This window comes from Pseudomonas sp. 8209, assembly GCF_028682105.1.
GTDB lineage: Bacteria > Pseudomonadota > Gammaproteobacteria > Pseudomonadales > Pseudomonadaceae > Aquipseudomonas > Aquipseudomonas palmensis.
This window is the reverse complement of the sequence record NZ_JANIAH010000014.1, coordinates 1-24,542: the sequence shown is the minus strand read 5'-3', so window position 1 is coordinate 24,542 and position 24,542 is coordinate 1. Positions and strand designations below refer to the sequence as shown.

General features: G+C 65.9%; 18 protein-coding genes and 1 pseudogene. 11 read left to right on the top strand and 8 right to left on the bottom strand.

Features of this window, described 5'->3' with window-relative positions:
* The first annotated feature begins 6 nt into the window (after window positions 1–6).
* Together NP552_RS24660 and NP552_RS24655 are read left to right on the top strand one after the other, a co-directional pair.
* The gene (locus NP552_RS24660; protein WP_274097245.1) at window positions 7–2,367 is read left to right on the top strand and encodes a DNA polymerase II; all 2,361 of its coding nucleotides are present in this window, start codon (window positions 7–9) and stop codon (window positions 2,365–2,367) included.
* A 243-nt stretch (window positions 2,368–2,610) separates the two neighbouring features.
* Window positions 2,611–3,162, top strand: a complete 552-nt coding sequence (locus tag NP552_RS24655; protein WP_043860195.1) for a DUF4174 domain-containing protein — start codon at window positions 2,611–2,613, stop codon at window positions 3,160–3,162.
* 79 nt (window positions 3,163–3,241) lie between these two features.
* Here NP552_RS24655 and NP552_RS24650 read toward each other — a convergent pair whose 3' ends face one another.
* A complete protein-coding gene (locus tag NP552_RS24650) occupies window positions 3,242–3,688 on the bottom strand; it encodes a GNAT family N-acetyltransferase (protein ID WP_043860196.1) in 447 nt (148 codons plus the stop codon).
* A gap of 238 nt (window positions 3,689–3,926) precedes the next feature.
* Between NP552_RS24650 and NP552_RS24645 the strand changes: the two genes are divergently transcribed.
* A complete protein-coding gene (locus NP552_RS24645; RefSeq protein WP_054916065.1) occupies window positions 3,927–6,149 on the top strand; it encodes a TonB-dependent receptor in 2,223 nt (740 codons plus the stop codon).
* Window positions 6,150–6,188: 39 nt separating this feature from the next.
* Here NP552_RS24645 and NP552_RS24640 read toward each other — a convergent pair whose 3' ends face one another.
* On the bottom strand, window positions 6,189–7,100 hold the full coding sequence (locus NP552_RS24640) for a LysR family transcriptional regulator (RefSeq protein ID WP_274097244.1): 912 nt from the start codon (window positions 7,098–7,100) through the stop codon (window positions 6,189–6,191).
* A 120-nt stretch (window positions 7,101–7,220) separates the two neighbouring features.
* On the opposite strand from NP552_RS24640, the gene NP552_RS24635 reads away from it, so the two are divergent.
* A complete protein-coding gene (locus NP552_RS24635; RefSeq protein WP_043862636.1) occupies window positions 7,221–7,829 on the top strand; it encodes a LysE family translocator in 609 nt (202 codons plus the stop codon).
* On the opposite strand, the gene NP552_RS24630 is transcribed toward NP552_RS24635, so the two are convergent.
* The gene (locus tag NP552_RS24630) at window positions 7,826–7,996 is read right to left on the bottom strand and encodes a DUF6026 family protein (protein ID WP_221181553.1); all 171 of its coding nucleotides are present in this window, start codon (window positions 7,994–7,996) and stop codon (window positions 7,826–7,828) included. The genes NP552_RS24635 and NP552_RS24630 overlap by 4 nt on opposite strands.
* A gap of 191 nt (window positions 7,997–8,187) precedes the next feature.
* Here NP552_RS24630 and gnd point away from each other — a divergent pair.
* The 5 genes and pseudogenes from gnd to nudC all read left to right on the top strand — a co-directional run.
* A pseudogene (gnd, locus tag NP552_RS24625) lies at window positions 8,188–9,174 on the top strand (phosphogluconate dehydrogenase (NAD(+)-dependent, decarboxylating)); the annotation flags it as partial.
* Window positions 9,171–10,670, top strand: a complete 1,500-nt coding sequence (gene zwf, locus NP552_RS24620) for a glucose-6-phosphate dehydrogenase (RefSeq protein WP_054915455.1) — start codon at window positions 9,171–9,173, stop codon at window positions 10,668–10,670. The pseudogene gnd and the gene zwf, both read left to right, overlap by 4 nt.
* A gap of 10 nt (window positions 10,671–10,680) precedes the next feature.
* Window positions 10,681–12,480 carry a glycoside hydrolase family 15 protein gene (locus NP552_RS24615; RefSeq protein WP_054915454.1) on the top strand — a complete coding sequence of 600 codons (1,800 nt, stop codon included), beginning with the start codon at window positions 10,681–10,683 and terminating at the stop codon, window positions 12,478–12,480.
* Between the two features lie 134 nt (window positions 12,481–12,614).
* Window positions 12,615–13,427: a crotonase/enoyl-CoA hydratase family protein gene (locus tag NP552_RS24610; RefSeq protein WP_274097243.1), complete on the top strand. Its 813-nt coding sequence runs from the start codon at window positions 12,615–12,617 to the stop codon at window positions 13,425–13,427.
* Between the two features lie 30 nt (window positions 13,428–13,457).
* Window positions 13,458–14,288 (top strand): NAD(+) diphosphatase, encoded by an 831-nt coding sequence (nudC, locus tag NP552_RS24605; RefSeq protein WP_058541138.1) that lies wholly within the window; start codon window positions 13,458–13,460, stop codon window positions 14,286–14,288.
* Here nudC and NP552_RS24600 read toward each other — a convergent pair.
* From NP552_RS24600 to NP552_RS24580, 5 genes are all read right to left on the bottom strand, one after another.
* Window positions 14,256–15,035, bottom strand: coding sequence for a TSUP family transporter (locus NP552_RS24600; RefSeq protein ID WP_043859924.1), 780 nt, complete (start codon window positions 15,033–15,035; stop codon window positions 14,256–14,258). The genes nudC and NP552_RS24600 overlap by 33 nt on opposite strands.
* Before the next feature lie 166 nt (window positions 15,036–15,201).
* Window positions 15,202–15,969, bottom strand: coding sequence for an SDR family oxidoreductase (locus tag NP552_RS24595; protein WP_043859923.1), 768 nt, complete (start codon window positions 15,967–15,969; stop codon window positions 15,202–15,204).
* Between the two features lie 28 nt (window positions 15,970–15,997).
* Window positions 15,998–17,065, bottom strand: a complete 1,068-nt coding sequence (locus tag NP552_RS24590) for a phosphotransferase family protein (protein ID WP_123752467.1) — start codon at window positions 17,063–17,065, stop codon at window positions 15,998–16,000.
* Window positions 17,066–17,243: 178 nt separating this feature from the next.
* Window positions 17,244–17,561: an SCP2 sterol-binding domain-containing protein gene (locus tag NP552_RS24585; protein ID WP_043859921.1), complete on the bottom strand. Its 318-nt coding sequence runs from the start codon at window positions 17,559–17,561 to the stop codon at window positions 17,244–17,246.
* 55 nt (window positions 17,562–17,616) lie between these two features.
* Complete coding sequence (locus NP552_RS24580; protein WP_043859920.1) at window positions 17,617–18,327, bottom strand: histidine phosphatase family protein; 711 nt, start codon at window positions 18,325–18,327, stop codon at window positions 17,617–17,619.
* Window positions 18,328–18,524: 197 nt separating this feature from the next.
* Between NP552_RS24580 and sohB the strand changes: the two genes are divergently transcribed.
* A complete protein-coding gene (sohB, locus tag NP552_RS24575) occupies window positions 18,525–19,541 on the top strand; it encodes a protease SohB (RefSeq protein ID WP_054915449.1) in 1,017 nt (338 codons plus the stop codon).
* A gap of 69 nt (window positions 19,542–19,610) precedes the next feature.
* Window positions 19,611–24,533 (top strand): NEL-type E3 ubiquitin ligase domain-containing protein, encoded by a 4,923-nt coding sequence (locus NP552_RS24570; RefSeq protein WP_274097242.1) that lies wholly within the window; start codon window positions 19,611–19,613, stop codon window positions 24,531–24,533.
* The last annotated feature ends 9 nt before the right edge of the window (window positions 24,534–24,542 follow it).

Sequence of the window (24,542 nt, the reverse complement as noted above, 5' to 3'; positions counted from 1 at the left end):
GCAGCGGTGGAGGTTCAACAGGGCTTTGTCCTGACCCGGCACTGGCGGGATACGCCAGAGGGCACATGCGTGGAGTTCTGGCTGGCGACCGACCAGGGCCCGCGCCAGTTGCGCCTGCCCGTGCAGACGTCGGTGGCGTTCGTCGCCGCCACCCAGCGTGCCCATGTCGATGCGGTGCTGCGCACCGAACGCGACGTCGAGCTGCGCGAGCTGGCGCTGTGCGACTTCCGCCACCGACCGGTGCTGGGCCTGTACTGCCGCCAGCATCGCCAGCTGATGCAGCTGGAAAAACGCCTGCGCGCCGCGGGCGTCGACCTGCTGGAAGCCGACATCCGCCCGCCCGAGCGCTACCTGATGGAGCGCTTCATCACTGCCCCGGTGACGTTCAGCGGCCGCCCCGATGCCGACGGCCTGCTGCTCGACGCCCAGCTCAAGCCGGCCCCGGACTACCGGCCGAACCTGCGCCTGGTGTCGCTGGACATCGAGACCACCGAGCGCGGCGAGCTGTACTCGATTGCCCTGGAAGGTTGTGGCCAGCGCCAGGTGTACATGCTCGGCCCGGCCAACGGCGACGCCAGTGGCGTGGACTTCGACCTGGAGTACTGCGCCAGCCGTGCCCAGCTGCTGGAGCGCCTGAACGACTGGATGGCCCGGCACGACCCCGACGCGATCATCGGCTGGAACCTGGTGCAGTTCGACCTGCGCGTGCTGCACGCCCATGCCCAGCAGTTGCAGGTGCCGCTGCGCCTGGGGCGCGGCGGCGAGGTGATGGAATGGCGCGAGCACGGCAGCCGCACGCACTTTTTTGCCGCCGCTGCCGGGCGCCTGATCATCGACGGCATCGAGGCGCTGCGGTCGGCGACCTGGAGCTTCCCCTCGTTCAGCCTGGAGAACGTCGCCCAGACCCTGCTCGGCGAAGGCAAGGCCATCGATACGCCGTACCAGCGCATGGACGAAATCAACCGCATGTTCGCCGAGGACAAGCCGGCCCTGGCGCGCTACAACCTCAAGGACTGCGAGCTGGTCACGCGCATCTTCGCCAGGACCGAGCTGCTGACCTTTCTGCTCGAACGCGCCACGGTCACCGGCCTGCCGGCCGACCGCAGCGGCGGTTCGGTGGCGGCGTTCTGTCACCTGTACATACCGCTGATGCACCGCCAGGGCTTCGTCGCCCCAAGCCTGGGCGGGCGCCCGGACGAGGCCAGCCCCGGCGGCTTCGTGATGGATTCGCGCCCCGGCCTGTACGAGTCGGTGCTGGTGCTGGACTACAAGAGCCTGTACCCGTCGATCATCCGCACCTTTCTGATCGACCCCATCGGCCTGGTCGAGGGCCTGCGCGAGCCGGATGACGAACACTCGGTGCCGGGTTTTCGCGGCGCACGCTTCTCGCGCACCCGGCATTGCCTGCCGGCCATCGTCGAGCGCGTGTGGCAGGGCCGCGAGCAGGCCAAGCGCGAACACAATGCGCCGCTGTCGCAGGCGCTGAAGATCATCATGAACGCCTTCTACGGGGTGCTTGGTTCCAGTGGCTGCCGCTTTTTCGACCCGCGCCTGGCGTCGTCGATCACAATGCGCGGGCACGCGATCATGCGCCGTACCCGCGAGCTGATCGAGGCCCAGGGCTACACGGTGATCTACGGCGATACCGACTCGACCTTCGTGTGGCTCAAGCGGGCCCATGACGAGGCGCAGGCCGGGGAGATCGGGCGTGCCCTGGTGCAGCAGGTCAACCAGTGGTGGCGCGAGCAGCTGCGCGATGAGTACGGCCTGGACAGTGCGCTGGAGCTGCAGTACGAAACCCACTACAAGCGCTTTCTGATGCCCACCATCCGCGGTGCCGAGGAGGGCAGCAAGAAGCGCTATGCAGGCCTGGTGCACCGCGAGGGCGGGCCCGACGAGATGGTCTACAAGGGCCTGGAGGCCGTGCGCACCGACTGGTCGCCGCTGGCCCAGCACTTTCAGCAGGAGCTGTACCAGCGCATTTTCGAGCGCAGGCCGCACCAGGCCTATGTGAAGGACTACGTGCAGCGCACCCTGGCCGGCGAGCTGGACGATCAGCTGGTCTACCGCAAGCGCCTGCGCCGGCCCCTGGACGACTACCAGCGCAACGTGCCGCCGCATGTGCGGGCGGCACGCATGGCCGACGAGTTCAACGACAGCCAGGGGCGGCCACGCCAGTACCAGAATGGCGGGTGGATCAGCTACGTGATGACCCTGGCCGGGCCCGAGCCTTTGGAAAACCGGCGCAACGGCATCGACTACGAGCATTACCTGACCCGGCAGCTGCAGCCGGTGGCCGATGCGATACTGCCGTTTGTGGGGGATAACTTCAGCACCCTGATCGATCGGCAGATGGGGTTGTTCTGATGGGGCTGTTGCGCCCCTGCACACCACCATTGAGCGAACCTGCAGGAGTCGGCCTGGCCGGCGGAGGGGCCAGTGGCCCGACACATCCCTGACCTTCAGCTATCCTCTGCACATGCACAGCTACCCTTGAAACCGAAAGTTACTTTTGTAAACGTCCACACACGCGGGCAGTCGTTTAGGCTCGCTCGGATCTTTCGCTTTGATCTGTAGTCTTTGGTGCATGGAAACAAGAAGGAGATGCACATGCTTGTTCGGTCACTGACCTTCGCCACCCTACTGGCAGTCGCCAGCCCGCTGCTCGCCGACGACGCGCCCCTGGCCGTTGACCTGGGCAAGTCCAGACCCCTGATCGTGATTGCCCCCAGCACCGCCGACCCGACCTTGCGCACCCTGAACGAGGCCCTCAAGGACCCGGCGACCAAGAGCAAGTTCGAGGAGCGCAACCTGGTGCTCTACAGCGTGGCGGGCATGGTCGGCAAGCGTGACGACAAGAACCTCGAGCAGCAGACCACCATGGCGCTGATTCGCGAACTCAGCCTGGGCGCGCGCAAGGGCACCCAGGTGGTGCTGGTGGGCAAGGACGGAGAGAAGCACATCATCGAGCATGACGGCACGGTGGAGCCGGAGCAGATCTTCGCGGCGGTCGACCAGTTGCCGGCCAGCGAAAAGGCCATTGTGGCGCCGACGGTCGCAGCGCCCGCCGCCGAGCCTGCGCCAGAGGGCAAGCCGGGCAAGCATGCCAAGCCGGCCAAGCCCGCCAAGCCGGCTGCGCCGCCCAAGCCGCTGGAAGACTGAGACACCCCTTCGCCGGCAAGGCCGGCGCCTACAGGTTCAGCGCTACGCCTGTAGACGTCGGCCTTGCCGGCCAGGCACTTCAGTCGCCCAGCCGCTTCTCCATGAACACCCGCCGAAACCCCGCCTGCTCGGCCCTGTGGGTTTCGCGATAACCCAGCCGCTCATACAGCCCCAGGTTTTCGCTCATCGCTTCATTGGTGTACAGCCGCACCACCTCCAGCCCCAACTGCCGGGCCCGCGCTTCGGCATGCGCCATTAGTTGTCGCCCCAGCCCGCGGCCCTGAGCGGCCGGGCTTACCGCGACATTGTCGAGCAACAGGCCATCGGCCTGGGCGATCAGTACCAGCACACCGAGCACCTGACCCTGCTCTTCGAATACCTCGACCCGACCCTGGGCGATCAGCGCGGCGTAATCCTCCAGCATCGGCCCCGGCCTGGCACCGATGCGTGGAATGTACAGCGCATAGGCAGCCTCGATCAGTGCCTGTACAGGTGCAACGTCGTGGGCGGTGGCGGGGCGGATCATCGGCAGGCTCCTGGTGGGTGGCAGCAAGCGCCTACCTTAAATCAAGGCGTTGTCGCAGGGCAGCATTTTGCCGGTGAACAGGCCCTGATGCCTGGCACACAACCCACTGCTGCCTCACTGTTGCCTGGCCAGCAGTACGCTCGCTGTTTATCCATAAAACTCATATAAATCAAGTACATGTCTCATTGGCACGCCGCTTGCGATAGTCCGCTTACCCTGACTCATCGGAACCCCCGCCATGCCTGCCCCTACCGCCTATCTACCCCTTGCCCTGGCCATTGCCGCCACGTTGCACGGCGCCGCTGCGCTTGCCGCCGCACCGCCCGCCGACGCCTTGCCCACCGTCACCGTGACCGCGCAGAAGCGCGAAGAATCGGTACAGGACGTACCCTCGGCGATCTCGGTGGTCAGTGACCGCCAGATCGACCGCAGCGGCGGCGGCTTCAGTGCCGGCAAGGCCCTGCAGAACGTGCCCAACGCCATCGCCCCCGAGTTCGCCGGGCACCAGCGCCCGCGCTGGTACATCCGCGGCATGGGCTCGGGCGACATGGCCTCGACCACCGTGTACCCGGTGGGCATCTATACCGATGACGTGTACATCGACCCGCACGTGGCCACCGGCTTCCCGCTCTACGACATGGAGCGCGTCGAGGTGCTGCGCGGCCCGCAAGGCACGCTGTGGGGCAAGAACACCACCGGTGGCGCGATCAACTTCGTGTCGCGCAAGCCAAGCTTCGAAGACGGCGCCAACGGCTACTTCAAGCTCGACCTGGGCAACTACAATTCGCGCCTGTACGAAGGTGCCTACGGCGATACCCTGGTCAAGGACCGCCTGGCCGCGCGGGTGGCGTTCATCGACCAGAGCAGCGACGGCCAGCTCAAGAACGAGGTAGATGGCCACACTGCCGGCGACATCCACGACCAGGCCCTGCGCCTGCAACTGCTGGCCCAGGTCAACGACGACCTGCAGGCCACCCTGCAGCTGCACGCCCGTGACTACAAGGGGCAAGGTATCGTGGCCCGCGCCTGGGGTGCCGGGCCGGGCGGCAGCACGCTGTTCGGGCCTGCGCCCAAGCCTGCCTCCGACAAGGTCGCCTTCACCGGCAAGGCCGATGACCGCATCGAGCACAACGGCCTGCAACTGGCGCTCAAGTGGGACCTGGGCGAGCTGCAACTGGACTCGATCACCGCCTTCGACGACGTGCACGAAAAGGCCCAGAGCCCGAACATGAGCATCTACGAGTTCGGCCGTGGCTATAACGACGACCGCTGGAAGCAGGTGTCGCAGGAGCTGCGCCTGTCGTCGGCGAAGAACCAGCCGGTGAGCTGGATCGTCGGCACCCACCTGTTCCACGAACAGCTCGACAGCCACAACAGCAACGCGCTGTTCCCCGAAGCCTACAACCAGGCCTTCGGCGTGGCCGACTTCGGGCGTACCGACATCGACCAGAAGACCGACAGCTTCGCGCTGTTCGGCAGCAGCACCTGGCAGGCCACCGACGACCTGAGCTTCACCGCCGGCCTGCGCTGGACCCGCGAAACCAAGGACATCGACCTGCGCCGGGTGGCCGCGCCGGATGCTGCCAGTGTCGACTTCAGCAACCGCAACGACTGGTGGAAGCATTACAGCGGGCCGCTGGCGACCACGGTGGTGCAGGACGAGAAACGCACCTGGAACAAGCTGACCTACGATTTCACCCCCGAATACCAGCTCAACGACAACGCGCGGGTGTACTTTCGTTATGCCAAGGGCTTTCGTTCCGGCGGCTTCAGCGGCGGGGCGCAGGTGCAGGCCGAGGCCTCGGTGGTGGCGCCGGAGAACGTCGACGCCTACGAACTGGGGGTCAAGAGCGAGTGGTTCGACGAGCGCCTGATCGCCAATGCCAACGTGTTCTACTACGACTATTCGGACATCCAGGTGAACGCGGTGTCGGTGCGCAACGGGCAGGTGGTGTCGTTGCTGACCAACAGCGGCCAGGGCGTGATACGCGGTGCCGAGTTCGAGTTGCAGGCGCTGCCCTTGGCCAACCTGGAACTGCATGGCTCGCTGGGGCTGCTGCACACCGAGTTGCAGGACTTCGAGTCGGGGGGGGTGGACTACTCGGGCAACCGCATTGCACGTTCGCCGTCGCGCACGCTGGCGGTGGGGGGCAGTTATCGCATTGCGCTGGAGAACGGCGACGACATCACCCTGGGCACCGACTGGCGCTACCAGAGCCGGATCTTCTTTCTGCCCACCGCGCAGGCCGACCACAGCGTGTCGCAGGGTGGCTACACACTGGGCAATGCCAGCGCCACGTACCATGTGGGCGGGCAGTATGACCTGGACTTCACCGCCTACGTGAACAACCTCACCGACAAGCAGTACAAGACCGACAGCGTGCCGCTGCCGTTCGATGTGGCGTGGGATGCGCGGGGGGATCGCAGGACGTTCGGGGTGAGTGCCACGACGCGGTTCTGAGGTCGCTCTTGCGGGCCTCTTCGCCGGCAAGGCCGGCTCCTACAAGGTTGCGCCGTCTGTAGGTGCCGGCCTTGCCGGCGAAGAGGCCAGCAGGTACACCCGCAATCGCTCGATGCTCTCGCGCCACGCACTGCCCACCGGCCACACCAGGTAGTAGGCATCTCCCGTTGCCACCGCCTGTTCGAACGGCAACGCCAGCCGCCCGGCGCGGACATCGTCGCTCACCAGCGCCAGGTCGCCGATCGACACGCCATGCCCGGCCATGGCCGCCGCAATCCCTTGCTCCAGCGTATCGAACAGCGTGCCGCGCTGCAGGTCGACCTGCTCGAGCAGGCCCGCCTCGCGCAGCCAGCGCTGCCAGTCCCGCCGGTCATTGGACGGGTGCAGCAACGCCACCCCGGCCAGCCGCTGCGCATCCCACACGCCATCCCCCAGCAACCCCGGCGCACAGATCGGGATCAATCGTTCATCGAACAGCTTGCACACCTCGACCTGCCCACCGAACTGCCCATTGCCCAGCAGCACCGCGCAGTCGTAGGGCTCGCTGGCAAAATCCACGCTGTCGACGTCCATCCACACGCTTGCCAGCTGCACGGTGTCGGCCTGGGCGTAACGCTGGATGCAGCCCAGCAGCCAGCGCATGGTCAGGGTGGAGGGCGCCTTCAGGCGCAGGTGGCGCGAAGCGCTGCGAAACGGCTGGCAGGCCTGTTCGATCAGGGCAAAGCCCGCCCCCAGTTGCTCGGCCAGACGCCGCCCGGCATCGGTGAGGCGCAGGCGCGGGCCGTGGCGCTCGAACAGGCGGCAACCGAACTGGGCTTCCAGGGTGCGGATATGGCGGCTGATGGCGCTCTGGGTCAGCGCCAGCTCTTCCCCGGCGCGGGTGAACGAACAGGTGCGCGCCGCCACTTCAAAGGCGCGCAGTGCATACAACGGGGGCAGACGTTCAACCATGCCAGGGGCAGTCCATTATTAGTATTTGTCGTAGTAGGGCAGAGCATTTTGCGTTTTTCAAGGGCGATGCAGCTGCGCACACTTTGCACCTGACCTGCATTGACGACAAAGGAGCCTCTTTTGAACACCACGCTGCTGTTGGCCTACCTGGGCACTGTACTCATTCTGATCGCCACCCCTGGGCCGGTGGTGGCGCTGGTGGTCGGCACCAGCGGGCGTTCGGGCACCGGGGCGGCCATACGCACGGCGCTGGGGGCCAATGCCGCCTCCCTGGTGCTGGTGGCCGCCGCTGCGCTGATCCTGGCCGGCAGCCTGGCACTCAGCCCGGTGGTTCTCAACGCGGTGGCGCTGGTGGGGTGCGTGTTCATGGCCTGGCTGGGGCTGGGGGCGCTGCGTGCGCCAGCCGTGGAGGATGCGCCGCCGCCCAGGGCAAGTGGCTGGTGGCACGGCTTTGCGGTGGGTATCGCCAACCCCAAGGACATTCTGTTCTTCGTGGCGTTCTTCCCGCAGTTCATCCACGTCACGGCCTCGTTCGGCACCAGCATCGGGGTGCTGGCGGCGTTGTGGCTGGTGGTCGACCTGGGGGTGCTGGCGCTGTACATCGCGCTGATGCGCGGCGCCCTGGCGCAGCGGCACCGGGCGCTGGTGGCCCGGCTGTCGGGGCTGGTGCTGTTGCTGGTGGCGGTGGCCGGCGCTGTGTATTCGGCGCGGGCGCTGCTGGCCGCCTAGAGGGTGACCACGGCCTTGTCGCTGCCCTGGGCCTGTTGCAACAGCAGGCTCAGCTGCGCCACCTGACGCTGCAACTGGTCGCGTTCTTCCTTGAGGCGGCGCAGTTCGTCGCGGCGCACGCTCACGTAAAGGGTCTGGGGTGGGCTCGCTGACATCAAGGTTCCCATTGCACACCTCGCAATTGGTTTGGTACATGGTTTGAGCGTAGACGCTCGATCGGCCGCGATTCTGAATTCTTTTTCCTGTCATGGGAACTTTTTTGTTTATCGCTGTCGTGCCGTTGGTCGATGAAACCAACCCGGGCCTGCCCGGACTAACCTTGAAGGCCTGAGCAGGCTTTCTACACTTTACGGAGCATCGGCACATGCAACTGGGAATCGTGGGGCTGGGCCGCATGGGCGGCAATATTGCAAGGCGCCTGATGCGCGAGGGGCACCACACCGTGGTGCATGACCGCAACGCGCCCGCCATCGATACGCTGGTGGCCGAGGGCGCCACAGGCGCCGCCGACCTGGCCGCACTGGTGCAGCAACTGGACGCGCCGCGCGCGGTCTGGGTGATGCTGCCGGCGGGCGAGGCCACCGAGCAGACCATCGCGCAACTGGCCGACCTGCTGGAAGCGGACGATGTGATCATCGACGGCGGCAATACCTTCTACAAGGACGACATCCGCCGCGCCCAGCACCTGGCCGAGCGCCAGTTGCACTACGTGGACGTCGGCACCTCCGGTGGCGTGTGGGGCCTTGAGCGCGGCTACTGCATGATGATCGGCGGCGAGCAGGCGATTTTCGAACGCCTCGAGCCGCTGTTCGCCACCCTGGCACCGGGTGAGGGCGACATTCCACGTACCCGTGGCCGAACCGGCCCCAGCGAGCGCGCCGAAAAGGGCTATATCCATGCCGGGCCACCCGGCGCCGGGCATTTCGTCAAGATGATCCACAACGGCATCGAGTACGGCCTGATGCAGGCCTATGCCGAGGGCTTCGACATTCTCAAGACCAAGGCCAGCGAGAGCCTGCCGGCCGACCAGCGCTTCGACCTCAACCTGCCCGAAATCGCCGAGGTGTGGCGCCGCGGCAGCGTGGTCACCTCGTGGCTGCTGGACCTGACCGCCGATGCACTGGTGGCCGACCCGCAGCTGAGCAGCTACAGCGGCTCGGTGTCCGACAGCGGCGAAGGGCGCTGGACCATCGATGCGGCGGTGGAGCAGGCGGTGCCGGTACCGGTGTTGTCCAGCGCACTGTTCGCGCGCTTTCGTTCACGCCAGCAGCAGGGCACCTACGGTGACAAGCTGCTGTCGGCGATGCGCTTCGGTTTTGGTGGCCATGTCGAGAAGCCCGAATGAGTGAACACGACGTCGAAGCGGCACCAGCCTGTACCCTGTTCCTGTTTGGCGCCAATGGCGACCTGGTCAAACGCCTGCTGATGCCGGCGCTGTACAACCTGCACCGCGACGGCCTGCTGGACAAAGGCATGCGCATCGTCGGGGTCGACCACAACCCGGCCACCGACGGCGAATTTGCCGAGCGCCTGGAAACCTTCATGCGTGAACGCGACCAGGGCGAGGGCGCCACCCGGTGCCTGGACGACAAGCTGTGGAAGCGCCTGGCCAAGGGCATCGGTTACCTCACCGGCGACTTCATGGAGCCCTCCACCTACCAGGCCATCGCCGAGCGCATCGACAAGGGGCGCACCGGCAACGCGATCTTCTACCTGGCCACCTCGCCGCGTTTTTTCAGCGGCGTGGTGCAGCAACTGGGGGCGGCCGGGCTGCTGGACGAGGCCAACGGCTTTCGTCGGGTGGTGGTGGAGAAGCCCTTCGGTTCGGACCTGGCCAGCGCCGAGGCGCTGAACGCCTGCCTGCTCAAGGTGATGAGCGAAAAGCAGATCTACCGCATCGACCACTACCTGGGCAAGGAGACGGTACAGAACATCCTGGTCAGCCGTTTTTCCAACGGCCTGTTCGAGGCGTTCTGGAACAACCACTACATCGATCACGTGCAGATCACCGCTGCCGAGACGGTGGGCGTGGAAACCCGTGGTGCCTTCTACGACACCACCGGGGCACTGCGCGACATGGTGCCCAACCACCTGTTCCAGCTGCTGGCGATGGTGGCGATGGAGCCGCCCGCCGCCTTTGGCGCGGACGCGGTGCGCAGTGAAAAGGCCAAGGTGATCGGTGCGATTCGCCCGTGGTCCAAGGCCATGGCCCTGAAGAACTCGGTACGCGGGCAGTACACCGCCGGCAAGCAGGGGCGCAAGAAGCTGGCCGGTTACCGCGAAGAGCCACGGGTCGACCCCGATAGCCAGACCGAAACCTACGTGGCGCTCAAGGTGATGATCGACAACTGGCGCTGGGTGGGCGTGCCGTTCTACCTGCGCACCGGCAAGCGCATGAGCGTGCGTGACACCGAGATCGCCATCTGCTTCAAGCCGGCGCCCTATGCGCAGTTTCGCGACAGCGACGCCGAGCGGCCCAAGCCCAACTACCTGAAGATCCAGATCCAGCCCAACGAAGGCATGTGGTTCGACCTGCAGGCCAAGCGCCCGGGGCCGACCCTGGCCATGGAGAACGTCGAGCTGGGTTTTGCCTACAAGGACTTCTTCAAGATGCAGCCCTCCACGGGCTACGAAACCCTGATCTACGACTGCCTGACGGGCGACCAGACGCTGTTCCAGCGTGCCGACAACATCGAGAACGGCTGGCGTGCGGTGCAGCCGTTCCTGGACGCCTGGGCGCAGGGCGGCGAGGTGCAGCCGTATGCGGCCGGGGAAGACGGGCCGCAGGCGGCCGACGAACTGCTGGCCCGCGATCGGCGGGTCTGGCACAGCATTGGTTGACGGGAGGTTCATGACGGGCGCCATCGAAGACTACGCACTACTGGGCAATTGCCGCAGCGCAGCACTGGTGGGCCGTGACGGCTCGCTGGACTGGCTGTGCTTTCCACGCTTCGACTCGCCGGCCTGCTTTGCCGCGCTGCTGGGCGACGAAGAAAACGGGCGCTGGCAGATCGCGCCGCGTGAAGCGCCGCTGGAGGTAACCCGCGAGTACCAGCAGGACACCCTGATCCTGCACACCACCTTCGTGACTGCCAGCGGCCGTGCGCGGCTGATCGACTGCATGCCGCTGGACGACGCGCACCACAGCGTGCTGCGCATCGTCGAAGGGCTGGAGGGCGAGGTGGCCTTCGACATGGACCTGGTGATGCGCTTCGACTATGGCAGCAGCGTGCCCTGGGTCGAGAAGCTCGACCCGCTGACCCTGACGGCGGTGGCAGGGCCGGACCGCCTGACCCTGCGCAGCACGGTAAGCACCCACGCACGCGATCACCATACCGGCAGCCGCTTCAGCGTGAAGGCCGGGCAGCGCCACACCTTCAGCCTGAGCCACCAGCCATCGCACCTGCCGTTGCAGCCGGCCTTCGAGCCGGAGCAGGCGCTGCTGGACACCGCGCACAAGTGGCGCGAGTTTGCTGCGCGCTGCCCGCAGGTGGGCGAGCACACGGCGCGGGTCAAGCGCTCGCTGATCACCCTCAAGGCGCTGACCTATGCACCCACCGGCGGCATCGTGGCCGCGGCCACCACCTCGCTGCCGGAGCACCTGGGTGGCGAGCGCAACTGGGATTACCGCTACTGCTGGCTGCGCGATGCCACCATGACCTTGCTGGCGTTCATGAACCTGGGCTACTTCGAGGAGGCCCAGGCCTGGCGCGAATGGCTGCTGCGCTCGGTGGCGGGCAACCCCGAGCAGATGCAGATCATGTACGGCCTGGCCGGCGAGCGCCGGCTGCCGGAGTACGAGCTGCCCTGGCTGGCCGGCTATGCCGGTTCGCAGCCGGTGCGGGTGGGCAATGCCGCGGCGGTGCAGCACCAGCTGGACATCTATGGCGAGGTGGCCGATGCGCTGTGTCAGGCCATGCGCGGCGGCCTGCCGCGCTTGCCACGCAGTGCGGCGATCGGGCGGGTGATCATGCCGTACCTGGAGACCATCTGGCGCCAGCCCGACGAGGGCATCTGGGAGGTGCGCGGGCCGCAGCAGCATTTCACCCACTCCAAGGTGATGGCCTGGGTGGCGTTCGATCGGGCGGCCAGCCTTAGCGAGCCGACCGAGGAGGGCAAGGCCCAGGCTGCGCACTACCGCGAGGTGGCCGCGCAGATCCATCGCCAGGTGTGCGAGCAGGGCGTCGATGCGCAGCTGGGCTGTTTTGTGCAGGCCTATGGCTCGCAGGAGATGGACGCGAGCCTGCTGCAGATTGCCCTGACCGGTTTTCTGCCAGCCGACGACCCGAGGTTTCTGGCAACCCTGGCGCAGATCGAGAAGCGCCTGCTGCATGACGGGCTGGTGCGCCGCTACGACAGCGACAGCGGCTGCGATGGGCTGGCGCCGGGGGAGGGTACGTTTCTGGTGTGCTCGTTCTGGCTGGCGGACGTGTACGTGCTGCTGGGGCGTCAGCAAGAGGCCCAGGCGTTGTTCGAGCGCCTGTGCGGGCTGTGCAACGATGTGGGGCTGCTGGCCGAGCAGTACGACCCGCAAGGTGGCCGCATGCTGGGCAATTTCCCGCAGGCCTTCAGCCATATCGGCATCATCAACACGGCGCTGAACCTGCACCGGGCGCAGTGTCCGGTGCGCGACAGGGCCCGCTGCGGGTGACTGCGGCGGCCGCTTCGCCGGCAAGGCCGGCTCGTGCAGTGCAGGAGCAACAGCCCAGCCTTTGGCACAAGCGCCGCCTACGGTCTGCGATATAGTCCAGCCACCTCATCCCGCGTCAGCCCAAGGAGTGCCACGTGACCGACTACACCGCGTTCAAGGTCGAACTGTCGAACAGCATCGCCCACGTCCAGATCAACCGCCCGGAAAAGATCAACGCCATGAATGCCGCGTTCTGGAGCGAGATCGTCGAGATCTTCCAGTGGATCGACGAGACCGACGCGGTGCGCGTGGTGGTGATCAGCGGCGCCGGCAAGCATTTTTCTTCCGGCATCGACCTGATGCTGCTGGCCTCGGTGGCCAACGAAATGGGCAAGGACGTAGGCCGCAACGCGCGCCTGCTGCGGCGCAAGATCCTGCAGATGCAGGCCTCGTTCAATGCCGTGGATACCTGCCGCAAGCCGGTGCTGGCAGCCATCCAGGGCTACTGCCTGGGCGGCGCGATCGACCTGATCGCCGCCTGCGACATGCGCTACGCGGCTGCCGATGCGCAGTTCTCGATCAAGGAAATCGACATGGGCATGGCCGCCGACGTCGGCACCCTGCAGCGCCTGCCACGCATCATCGGCGACGGCGTGCTGCGCGAGCTGGCCTACACCGGGCGCACTGTCGGCGCCGACGAGGCGCGCCAGATCGGCCTGGTCAACCGCACCTTCGACGATCAGGCCAGCCTGCTGGACGGGGTCTTTGCGATTGCCGCCGAGATCGCGGGCAAATCCCCGATTGCCGTGGCCGGCACCAAGGAGATGCTCAGCTACATGCGCGATCACCGCATCGACGACGGGCTGGAATACATTGCCACCTGGAACGCTGCCATGTTGCAATCCACCGACCTGCGGGTGGCGATGGCCGCCAGCATGAGCAAACAGAAACCGCAGTTCGACGACTGAGCCCGGTCGCGAACCCTCAAGGAACGCAACATGTCAGCGCGCTGGACCACTGCAGTACTGGACCCCAATACCCCCGGCGGCCTGGCCGTCGCCCACTGTGCCGAGGGCTTTCTGGTGGACGCCAACGGCGCGCTGTTCCCGCGGGACTGGCTCAGGCGCCAGGACCTGGACGTGGTGTGCGAGCACGGCATCGGCCACTTCGACGGCCAGCCGGTGTTTCTGCTCGAACTGCGCTCGGCACAGGCGCCGCAGGGCTGCAGCTGGCGCGGCCTGCGCCAGTTCATGCTGGAAGGCGATTCCGATACCTACACCCTCCTTGGTTATGCCGCGCAGATCGCCACCTGGGCCCGCGAGCACCGCTTTTGCGGCAGTTGCGGGCAGGCGATGGTGCAGATCCAGTGGGAGCGCGCGATGTACTGCGCCGGCTGCGAGCTGCGCAGCTACCCGCGCATTTCGCCGAGCATGATCGTGCTGATCACCCGTGGCGACGAGATACTGCTGGCGCGCTCGCCACGCTTCGTGACCGGCGTGTACAGCACCCTGGCCGGGTTTGCCGAGCCGGGCGAGTCGGCCGAGGACTGCCTGGTGCGCGAGGTGCGTGAAGAGGTGGCGCTGGAGGTGAAGAACCTCCAGTACGTGGGCAGCCAGTGCTGGCCGTTCCCGCATTCGATGATGCTGGGCTTTCATGCCGAATACGCCGGCGGCGAGATCGTGATGCAGGCCGACGAGATCGAGGATGCCCAGTGGTTCAGCGTGCATGCGCTGCCGCCGTTGCCGGCGGGCCGCTCGATTGCGCGTTACCTGATCGACCTGTACGTGGCGCGCCGCCTAGGCCTGGCCGAACCAGTGCTGCCACGCTAGGCGCACGGTCAGGGCCAGCACCACGGTGATGAACACCGGGCGGATGAACTTGCTGCCGCCGCTGATGGCGGTGCGTGCGCCGAAGAACGCGCCGACCATCAGCGACGAGCCCATGGCCAGGCCCACCGCCCAGTCCACCTGGCCGGAGAAGATGAACACCGACAGTGCTGCGGCGTTGCTCACGAAGTTCATGCTGCGCGCCACGCCGCTGGCCTTGACCAGGTCGATGGGGTACAGCAGCAGGGTGCTGACGGTCCAGAACGCGCCGGTGCCCGGGCCGGCCACGCCGTCATAGAAACCCAGGGTCAAGCCCTGGGGCAGTTGCCACTTCTTCTTGATCGGCGCATCGGCGTCCAGCGGCGCCTTTGGCGTGCCGCCGAACAGCAGGTAAACGCCGCAGGCGAACACCACCACCGGGAGCATCTTGTTCAGCCATTCGGCCGGCAGGTAGTGGGCAACGATGGCGCCGATGAAGGCCCCTACCAGGGTGCCGACCAGGGCGTGTCGCCACTGCGCGGGGTGGAACAGCTTGCGCCGGTAGTAGGTGAAGCCGGCGGTGGCCGAGCCGAAGGTGGAGCTGAGCTTGTTGGTGCCCAGCACCAGGTGCGGCGGCATGCCGGCGGTGAGCAGGGCGGGGGTGGTGAGCAGGCCGCCGCCGCCGGCGATGGCGTCGATGAACCCGGCCACGAAGGCCACGGCGGCAAGAATGGCTAGGGTGGTGAGATCTACGCTGAGTTCGAAGGGCATGGTGTTGGGCTTATTCGACTGGGGCGCAGAACGGTAAAGCTGCGCCTGAGGGGCGCTATGGTAAAGGAGATGGTGCGTGCCTGTCAGGGCCCTATCGCGGGTCAAGCCCGCTCCCACAGAAATAGCGGTGATCCTTGTGGGAGCGGGCTTGACCCGCTTTGCGGTATCAGGACAGGAACCCCCCATCCACATTCAACGCCGTACCGGTGGTGTAGCTGGACGCATCGCTGGCCAGGTACAGCACCGCGCCCGCCATCTCCTTCGGATCGGCCACGCGCTTGAGCGGGATCTGCTGCAGCGCCGTGTTCAGGATCGCTTCGTTCTTGACCAGCGCCGAGGCGAACCTGGTGTCGGTCAGCCCCGGCAGCAGCGCATTGCAGCGGATGCCAAAGGGGGCGCATTCCTTGGCGAACACCTTGGTCATGTTGATCACCGCCGCCTTGGTCACCGAGTAGATCCCCTGGAACACCCCCGGCGATACGCCATTGATCGACGCCACGTTGATGATGCTGCCGCCGCCGTTTTCGCGCATCAGCTTGCCGGCCTCGACCGACATGAAGAAATAGCCGCGGATGTTCACGTCGACGGTCTTCTGGAAGGCGCTCAGGTCGGTGTCCAGCACGTTGCAGAACTGCGGGTTGGTGGCGGCGTTGTTGACCAGGATGTCCAGGCGCCCGAACTGCTCGCGAATGCCGGCGAACACCGCGCCGATCTGTTCCATCTCGCCAATGTGGCAGGCCACCGCCGTGGCCTTGCCGCCGGCGGCGATGATCGCGTCGGCCACGTGCTGGCAGCCGTCGAGCTTGCGGCTGGACACGATCACGTGGGCACCCTGCTGGGCCAGCAGGTGGGCAATCGCCTCGCCGATGCCGCGGCTGGCGCCGGACACGAAGGCGATCTTGCCGTCGAGGTCGAACAACTGGGTCTTGGACATGGGGCGGGTTCCTTGTAGTTGTAGGGCGTCAGAGCGTGGATTTGCCGATGACCTGCAGGCTCATGTGCTCCAGCAGCTTGTTCATGTGCACGAACTGGGCGAAGCGCTTGTCCTGGGTCTGGCCATGGAAGAAGCGGTAGTAGATCTGCTGCACGATGCCGGCCAGGCGGAACAGGCCGTAGGTGTAGTAGAAGTCGAAGTTGTCGATCTGCAGCCCGGCACGTTCGGCGTAGTAGTCGACGAACTGGCGCCGGGTGAGCATGCCCGGTGCGTTGCTCGGCTGGCGACGCATCAGCTGCACGGGCGCAGGGTCGCCGGCTTCGATCCAGTAGGCCAGGGTATTGCCCAGGTCCATCAGCGGGTCGCCGAGGGTGGTCATTTCCCAGTCCAGCACGCCGATGATGCGCATGGGGTTGTCGGCGTCGAGGATCACGTTGTCGAAGCGGTAGTCGTTGTGCACGATGGCGGGGCGTGGGTGGTCGGCCGGCATCTTCTCGCGCAGCCAGGCGATCACCGTTTCCCAGCGCGGCGCATCCGGGGTCAGGGCCTTTTCATAACGTGCGCTCCAGCCTTCGATCTGGCGCTGCACATAGCCTTCGGGCTTGCCCAGGTCGGCCAGGCCGCAGGCGGTGTAGTCCACCTGGTGCAGCTCGACCAGGCGGTCGATGAAGCTCTTGCACAGGGCTTCGGTGCGCTGGTTGTCCAGGCCCAGTTCGGGGGGCAGGTCCGAGCGCAGGATGATGCCCTTGACCCGGTCCATCACGTAGAACTCGCCGCCGATCAGCGATTCGTCGGTGCAGTGCACGTAGGCCTTGGGGCAATAGGGGAAGCCGCTGTTGAGCTGGTTGAGGATGCGAAACTCGCGGCCCATGTCGTGGGCCGACTTGGCCTTTTGCCCGAACGGCGGGCGGCGCAGCACGAACTCGCGGTCCGGGTAGCTGAGCAGGTAGGTGAGGTTGGACGCGCCACCGGGGAACTGGCTGATCACCGGCGTGCCGCTCAGGCCTGGAATGCTGGCCTTGAGATAAGGGTCGATGAGGGCGGCATCGAGTTCTTCGCCGGGGCGAACCTGGGTCGACTGGTCGGTGAGCGTCATGCTTTTCCCTTATTCTGAAAGTCGCTGATTATTGTTTAATCTAATTCTCGTGGATAAACCGAACAAGTGTTTGACTGTGTTATAGGCCAGCGTGTTGCACCACGATCACCACCCCTGATGCCGGGCGAAAAAAAACCGAAGCACAAGGCTTCGGTTCTGGTCGGCATCAGCGCAAGGCTCAGGCCGGGAACAGCTCGCTGAGTTTCATCGACAGCATCATGTCGCCTTCGACGCGCAGCTTGCCGCCCATGAAGGCCTGCATGCCGTCGGTTTCGCCGCTGACGATGCCCTTGAGGGTTTCGCTGTCCAGCACCAGGGTGCAGTTGGCGTCAGGGTTTTCGCCTTCCTGCAGGTCGCAGGTGCCGTCCTTGACGATCAGCGAGAAGTGCTTGTCTTCGTCGGTGATGTTGAAGCCGAACACCAGGTCCAGGCCGGCAGCGGCGGCAGGGTTGAACTTCTCTTGCATGGCTTGAACGGCTTTAGCTACGTCGGTCATGGTGTATTCCTTATTAAGTGATGTAAGCGACCCTGGGGCCGCAACAGGCCGGTGCTCATCGGTAGGTGATGAGCGCCGGCACCCTCAGCAACTGCACGTGGGCCTGGTTGTTGAAGGAAGCCAGCGCCACCTCGCGGCCACGAAACTTCAGCTGGCTGAGCGAGGTGTTGACGATCTGCCAGTTCAGCGCGAACGCCTGGCTGGGGGTGATGCCGGTGATCAGGTGGAGCAGGGCGGTGATGGTGCCGCCGGAGGTGAAGATGGCAATGTTGTCGCCTTGCCCGGCCTCGCGCAGCAGGCGTTGCAGGCCGTCGTGCACCTGCTCGACGAAGCCCTGCCAGCTTTGCAGGCCGTCGACATCGTGCTCGCCGCCGTGCCAGCGCTGCACCAGCAGGGCGAACAGGCGCTGGAACTCGCTGCGGTTGTCGCGGGCATTGCGCAGGATGTGCAGCGCCTCGGGCTCGTCCGGCAGCAGGCCGGGCAGCAGCGCGCGGATGACGGCGTCGGCGTCGAATTCGTTGAAGGCAGGGTCGGTTTCCAGGCTGGGTACCGCGCTGCCGGCAGCCTGCAGGCGGGCCAGGGCCAGGCGTGCGGTGTGCTGCTGGCGGCGCAGGTCGCCGGCCACGCAGCGATCCAGGCGCAGGCCCAGCTGGGCGAGGTGATCGCCCAGTGCTTCGCTCTGGGCAATGCCGGTCGGCGACAACACGTCGTAGTCGTCGGCACCAAAGGAGGCCTGGCCATGTCGAATGAGGTAGATGCTGCCCACGTCGTATGCCTGGAGTGAAGGTTCTGGCGAGGGTAGGTGGCCGATGGCGGCCTGTCAACGAAAAAACATACAAGCGTTTGAAAAGGTCGTTTGAACTGCGTTTCGGGGCGTTGCCCACGCTGGTGGAGGCGTGGCCGCGCCGGTATGCTTGGGCCACGTTTGGCGCCGTACGGGCGCAGACATGTTAAGGAGCTACTGTGGATTTTCTTGCTGAATACGCCAGCTTTCTGGCCAAGACCGCGACCCTGGTGATCGCGCTCCTGGTGGTGTTGTCGGCCATTGCCGGGTTGCGCGGCAAGGGCCGGCGCAAGGCCGGGGGGCAGTTGCACGTGACTCGCCTCAACGATTTCTACAAGGACCTGCGCGAGCGCCTGGAGTCGGGTCTGCTCGACAAGGCCCAGCTCAAGGCCCTGCGCAAGCAGCAGGCCAAGCGCGACAAGCAGCAGAAGAAAAAGCCCGAGGACAAGCCGCGGGTGTTCGTGCTGGATTTCGACGGCGACATCAAGGCCTCGGCCACCGAGAGCCTGCGCAATGAAATCACCGCGCTGCTGACCCTCGCCACGCCCAAGGACGAAGTGGTACTGCGCCTTGAAAGCGGTGGCGGCATGGTGCACAGCTACGGCCTGGCGTCCTCGCAGCTGGCGCGTATCCGCCAGGCCGGCGTGCCGCTGACGGTGTGCATCGACAAGGTGGCGGCCAGCGGCGGCTACATGATGGCCTGCATCGGTGACAGGATCGTCAGTGCGCCCTTCGCCATTCTGGGCTCCATCGGGGTGGTGGCGCAGTTGCCCAACGTCAACCGCCTGCTGAAAAAGCACGATGTAGACTTCGAGGTTTTCACGGCGGGTGAGTACAAGCGCACCGTGACCGTGTTTGGCGAAAACACCGAGAAGGGCCGCGAGAAGTTCCAGGAAGACCTGGACGTGACCCATCAGCTGTTCAAGGATTTCGTCTCGCGTTACCGCCCGCAGTTGCACATCGATGAGGTGGCCACCGGCGAGGTCTGGCTGGGGGTGGCGGCATTGAACAAGCAACTGGTGGACGAGCTGCGCACCAGTGACGAATACCTGAGCGAACGCGCTCGCGATTCGAACCTGTATCACCTGCATTTTGCCGAACGCAAGAGCCTGCAGGAGCGCGTTGGCCTGGCTGCCAGCGCCTCCATCGAGAACACCCTGGTGGGCTTGTGGAGCCGTCTGGGCCGCTGGCGCTGAGCAATATGTAGCACTTCACCTGCGTCATGATGGGGTCTGCTTGGGGTTCAATCTACCCCGAGGACCATCATGACCACTCCCACCGATTCCACCGACACCTATGTCACCCCGGGGCCGCACGGCCCCTTCATCCATCAGCGCATGCCTGACTGGCTCAAGCACTCCACCCCTGCAAGTTTCGCGGCCCTGAGCCGGCCCTGGGGCGCCGAACAGCACCAGGGCGCAGGGGATGCGCCGGCGCCCTGGTTCAGCAATGCCCGCGAGGACCAGCGCCAGGCACTGCTCGCCTGCCAGCAGCACGCCCGCGCCTGCGCCGACGCGTTGGCGCGTACCCTGCGCCCCCTCAAAGGCATCGTCGAGTTCGCCGAGCCGCTGCTCAAGGCCAGGCTCAAGCGCGACTTGCAGCGCGACGACGACGTCAACACCCACGAATTCGTGCACGTTACCCACGACACCGAACTGCTGGGTGCGCTGGTGCGCGTGGTGCCCAGGCGCCAGAGCCTGCTGCAGGCGGCGCTGCAGAACTTTGCCCGGGATGCCGAATTCGACGCCGGTACGGCCCTGGCGGCCAAGGGCGCATTTTCCATGACGCTGGTACCTGGCAGCGAGCACGCGCCGCGCTATCGCTACGTTTACAGCAGCAAGCTGGCGGTGGCCCCGCGCGACTTTGCCCGTGTGTGCCATGAGCTGGACCTGGGCAAGCAGTACCAGGACCACCTGGCTGCGGTGTACGAGGCGCCGGCCACCCATGATCGGGTTCGCCGGCAGTCCATCGAGGCCTACAAGGCGCGCCTGCGCGTGCGCACCTGGATTGCGGCGATGAAGGGCGAGATTGGCGAGGCTGCCCGCAGCGCCTTGCTCGGCTGGCTCGATGGCACCGGTGCCGCCCAGTACAACGGCAAGCCCCTGGTGTTCAGCACCCTGGAAATGTTCGGCATTGGTTTGTCCGGTATCTGGGTGGCCAGTGCCGACCGCCTGCTCAGCGAGCAGACCGAGCCTGTGCTGGTGTATGTGCCTGGCGCGCCCCTGTACCCGCTCAAGGAATACCCGAGCATCGAGGCGTTCAAGCGCGACCTGCGCATCAACCTGATTTCGCCCGCCTATCAGCAGGCCATGCGCGGTTGTGTGGCACGGGCCGATGAAGAGCGCTTCTTCGGGCTGCTGGAAAGCAATCTGTTTCACCTGGTCGATGGCCAGCACGGGCTGCTGGAGCGCCAGCCCAACCTGGAGGCGGACCTGTACCTGCGTGAACACCGGGTGGAAGAAGACCTGTTCGAGTTGCAGCATCGACGCCTGATCGAGAAGGCCAGGGCTGATGCGCGGCACCTGGCCGTGCCCAGTGCCGACGCGGACGAAGCGGCCCGCGAGGCGCGCCTGGCGTACTGGGAAAGCATCGGTCTGAACGTGCTCAACAGCGCCGCCTTCTTCGTACCCGGGCTGGGGGAGGTGATGGCGGTGGTGGCGGCCGGCCAGTTGATCGGGGAGGTGGTCGAGGGCATCGAGGACTGGGAGGTGGGTGATCGCGAGCTGGCCATGGCGCACCTGCAGTCGGTGGCACTGAACATTGCATTCGCCGTGGGCCTGGGGCTTGCCCTCAAGCCGTTGGCCGTCGGGCCGGGCAGCGAGTTGCTGGAAGGCACAGTCCAGATCAGGCTGGCCAACGGGCAGTACCGGCTGTGGAAGCCGCAGCTGGAGCCCTATGCCGCGGATGTCGATCTGTCGGGGGTCGTGCCGGACCTTCAGGGGCGCTACAGCGTGGGCGACAAGACCTACATTCGTGTGCAGGGCCGCGCCTACGAGGTGGTCGGCACCGAAGCGGGCCAGTACCAGGTCCGCCATCCTCGCGATGACGCCTACCAGCCGCCGGTGGTGCACAACGGCGCCGGGGCCTGGCGCCTCGAGGCCGAAGACCCGCAGCAGTGGGAAGGCCTGACGTTGTGGCGGCGCTTGGGCCATCTGGTGGACGGCATGGGTGACGAGGACCTGCTGAACATGGCCGCCATCACCGGCATCGACGAGGCACGCCTGCGCCGCCTGCACAGCAACAACGAGCCTTTGCCGGCGTTGCTCGGCGACAGCCTGGTGCGCTGGCAGATGAGCCGCAGGGTGGCGGATGTGATTGCGGCCATGCGCGACGGGCAACCACTGGCCACCGAGCTCGATGCCTTGCCCCTGGCCTTGCTCACACGCATGCCGGGTTGGCCGGCCGGTGTGCTGGTGCGGGTGATGGAGGACGGGCAGCTGGTCAAGGAGTACGGTACGCCGCTGAGCGCCGACAACCGGACCCTGTCGATCACGCGCCAGGAACTGGTCGACGGTCGCTTCCTGACAACGCTGCTGCAGGGCTTGACCGAACAGGAAGAGAAGGCCCTGTTCGGCCCCTACCTGGCCAGGACCGAGGCTGGTCGCCTGACGCAATTGCGTGAAGCCTATGCCCGTTACGCCAGCGTCAACCGCAGCCAGGTGTTCGACAGCCTCTACCGCGCCGACCCGGTGCAGGAGGTGGCGGGCATGGCGGTGGTACGCAAGCAGTTTGCCGGGCTGGCGTGGCGGCAGGCCAGAGAGCTGGTCGAGAGTGCCAGCGTCAGCGAGCGAGCGCAGCTCACCGCCAACCCGCCGCGGGTGCCGTTGCGCCTGGCCGAACAGGCCCGCTGGCTGGTGGAGCAGGCGCGCGTGGTGCGTGCCCGTGAGGGCCTCTACCTGGGCTACACCGATCGCCTGGACTGCCTGAAGGTTGCCATGGACCAGTTGCAGGCCTTGCCGGGTTGGTCTGGCGATGTGCTGTTGCAGGTACGTGAGGGCAGCCCGTGGGGCGATGAGCTCAAGGCGGTCGGGAGCAGCACGGCCACCGGCACCAAGCGTATTCTCGCGCGGCTGGACGAAGGCTATCAGGCTTATGACAGCGAGCATAACGCGCTGGGCGGGGTGGAGCCGTTGTGCGCCGCCATGCTGCATGCGCTGCCCGACAGCGAGCGCGTGCTGCTGGGCCTGAACATCAACCAGGCCGACGCGTTGCGCCTGATGTTGGCCGAGAATGCCGCCAAGGATACGGCTGCGGTGCGTAGCAGCATCGGCGTGCGTCCGCGCACGCGCTGGTTCAAGCCGCCAATGCGCATGCTCGATGGCCAGATCGGTTATCCGCTCAGTGGCCGGCGCCCGTTCGGCAGGCCGCAGACGCCGATGCAGAGGGTCCGGGCGCTGTACCCCGACCTGGCGGTGGACGAGGTGCAGGCCTTTTTGCAGGAGCTAGGCGAGGGGCTCAGTGAGGAGGAGCTGCTGGTCAAGCTTGAGGGGCGTCGCCAGGAACTGTTCAAGCTGATCGATGAGCTGACCGCCTGGCGCAACGATCAGTCCGTGAGTTTCGCCACCCGTCGCCACCGGGAGGTGGCGGCCGATCGCATCGAGCGTTGCTGGCGGCGCCAGACCAGCCCGGTGGTAACCTTTGAAGGGCGAACCGTCGGCTACACCCTCAACCTGTCGGAGACGCGCCTTGAAGGTCTGCCGATTCTGAGTGCCGATTTCAGCCATGTGGCGTCGCTGTTCATGCGCGACATGCAGTTGAGTGAGTTGCCCGAAGCCTTTGTCGAGCAGTTTGCCAATACGCGCTGGCTCAACCTTTCCAACAACCTGTTCAGCACCCTGCCTGCCGCGCTGGAAGCCATACCGCGCATCACCCGGCTGACGTTCAGCTACAACAGCCTGGTCATGGATGCTGCTGCCAATGCGGTGCTGGCCAAACTGGTTCGCCTGAGAATCCTCAACCTGGACCATAACCCGTTGATAACCGCGCCCGATGTTTCGACCCTGGTCGACCTGCGCGGGCTCAGGCTGCAGCACACGGGCATCAGTACCTGGCCGACCGGCCTGATGGACCTTGACATGCTCGAAGAGGTCGACCTGCGCGCCAACAACATTCAGGTGGTGCCGCAGGACGTGCTGGCGCCCGCAGCCGAGCGTGTCGATCGGGTGTTGAGGATCAATCGGGTCACCAGCCTGCACGGCAACCCGATCGATGCCGACAGCCAGGTCAGGCTGACGGTCTATCGTCAGCGCACGCGTATCAGCTTTGGCGTGACGCCGAACCTGCGCGTCCATTTTGCGCCCGAGCCGATGGCTGCCGGTGCCACGGCCTGGCTTGCCGGTGCAGATGCGGTGCAGGCGGCCGAACTGCAGGCGATGTGGGATGCGCTCAAGGCCGAACCGGGCACCGGCGAACTGTTCCGGCTGTTCGATGACCTGGGGGAGACGTCCGATTTTCGCGAGACCTACGACGACCTCAAGCAGCGGGTGTGGGCGCTGATCAAGGCAGTGAGCGCCAACACGGCGCTGCGCGAGGAGGTACTGCAGACCCTGGACAGCGTGCGCAATTGTGGCGATGCGGTGATCCTGGTGTTCAGCCAGCTTGAGGTGCAGGTGCTGATCAACCACGCCCTGGCGCTGGGTAGCCAGTTGGGTGCCGAGTGGTCACTGATGAAGCTGGCGCGTGGGCTGTATCGTCTGGAGCAGGTCGAGCTGATTGCCCAACGGGTCATCGATGCACGTGTGCGTGCTGGCACGGTGGTGGACGAGGTCGAAGTGCGGCTGGCTTACCGTACCGCGCTGACCGAGCCGCTCGAACTGCCGGGGCAGCCCAACACCATGCGCTACCGAGCCACTGCCCAGGTCACCGATGCCGATATCAAGGCTGCGCAGAAGGAGATCGAAGAGGGCGAGACGCCGGCAGTGCTCAAGGCTTCGATTGCCCAGCGCGACTTCTGGGTCAGCTACCTGAAGGTGCAGTATGCCGAGCGCTACCAGCGCATCGCCAAGCCGCTGCACGCCCGCATGGAGGCCTTGCAGGCAGATGCAGATGCAGGGCACATCACCGAAGCGGCGTACCTGCGCCAGAGCCACGTACTGCAAGCCAACCTGGCCAAGGAGGAGAAAAAGTTGCTGGAGACGCTGACGGCAGAAATCTGGAACAGCGTGCCCGACCAGGTCACCCGGTTGTAAATTCGACGC

Bases quoted from the DNA above. Each gene is read 5' to 3' on its own strand.
- NP552_RS24630 (WP_221181553.1), bottom strand. From the start codon at position 7,996: ATGGGAACCTTGATGTCAGCGAGCCCACCCCAGACCCTTTACGTGAGC.
- NP552_RS24640 (WP_274097244.1), bottom strand. From the start codon at position 7,100: ATGGTTGAACGTCTGCCCCCGTTGTATGCACTGCGCGCCTTTGAAGTG.
- NP552_RS24590 (WP_123752467.1), bottom strand. From the start codon at position 17,065: ATGACGCTCACCGACCAGTCGACCCAGGTTCGCCCCGGCGAAGAACTC.
- NP552_RS24595 (WP_043859923.1), bottom strand. From the start codon at position 15,969: ATGTCCAAGACCCAGTTGTTCGACCTCGACGGCAAGATCGCCTTCGTG.
- NP552_RS24585 (WP_043859921.1), bottom strand. From the start codon at position 17,561: ATGACCGACGTAGCTAAAGCCGTTCAAGCCATGCAAGAGAAGTTCAAC.
- NP552_RS24615 (WP_054915454.1), top strand. From the start codon at position 10,681: ATGACGGGCGCCATCGAAGACTACGCACTACTGGGCAATTGCCGCAGC.
- zwf (WP_054915455.1), top strand. From the start codon at position 9,171: ATGAGTGAACACGACGTCGAAGCGGCACCAGCCTGTACCCTGTTCCTG.
- NP552_RS24650 (WP_043860196.1), bottom strand. From the start codon at position 3,688: ATGATCCGCCCCGCCACCGCCCACGACGTTGCACCTGTACAGGCACTG.
- NP552_RS24570 (WP_274097242.1), top strand. From the start codon at position 19,611: ATGACCACTCCCACCGATTCCACCGACACCTATGTCACCCCGGGGCCG.
- nudC (WP_058541138.1), top strand. From the start codon at position 13,458: ATGTCAGCGCGCTGGACCACTGCAGTACTGGACCCCAATACCCCCGGC.
- NP552_RS24655 (WP_043860195.1), top strand. From the start codon at position 2,611: ATGCTTGTTCGGTCACTGACCTTCGCCACCCTACTGGCAGTCGCCAGC.
- NP552_RS24645 (WP_054916065.1), top strand. From the start codon at position 3,927: ATGCCTGCCCCTACCGCCTATCTACCCCTTGCCCTGGCCATTGCCGCC.
- NP552_RS24600 (WP_043859924.1), bottom strand. From the start codon at position 15,035: ATGCCCTTCGAACTCAGCGTAGATCTCACCACCCTAGCCATTCTTGCC.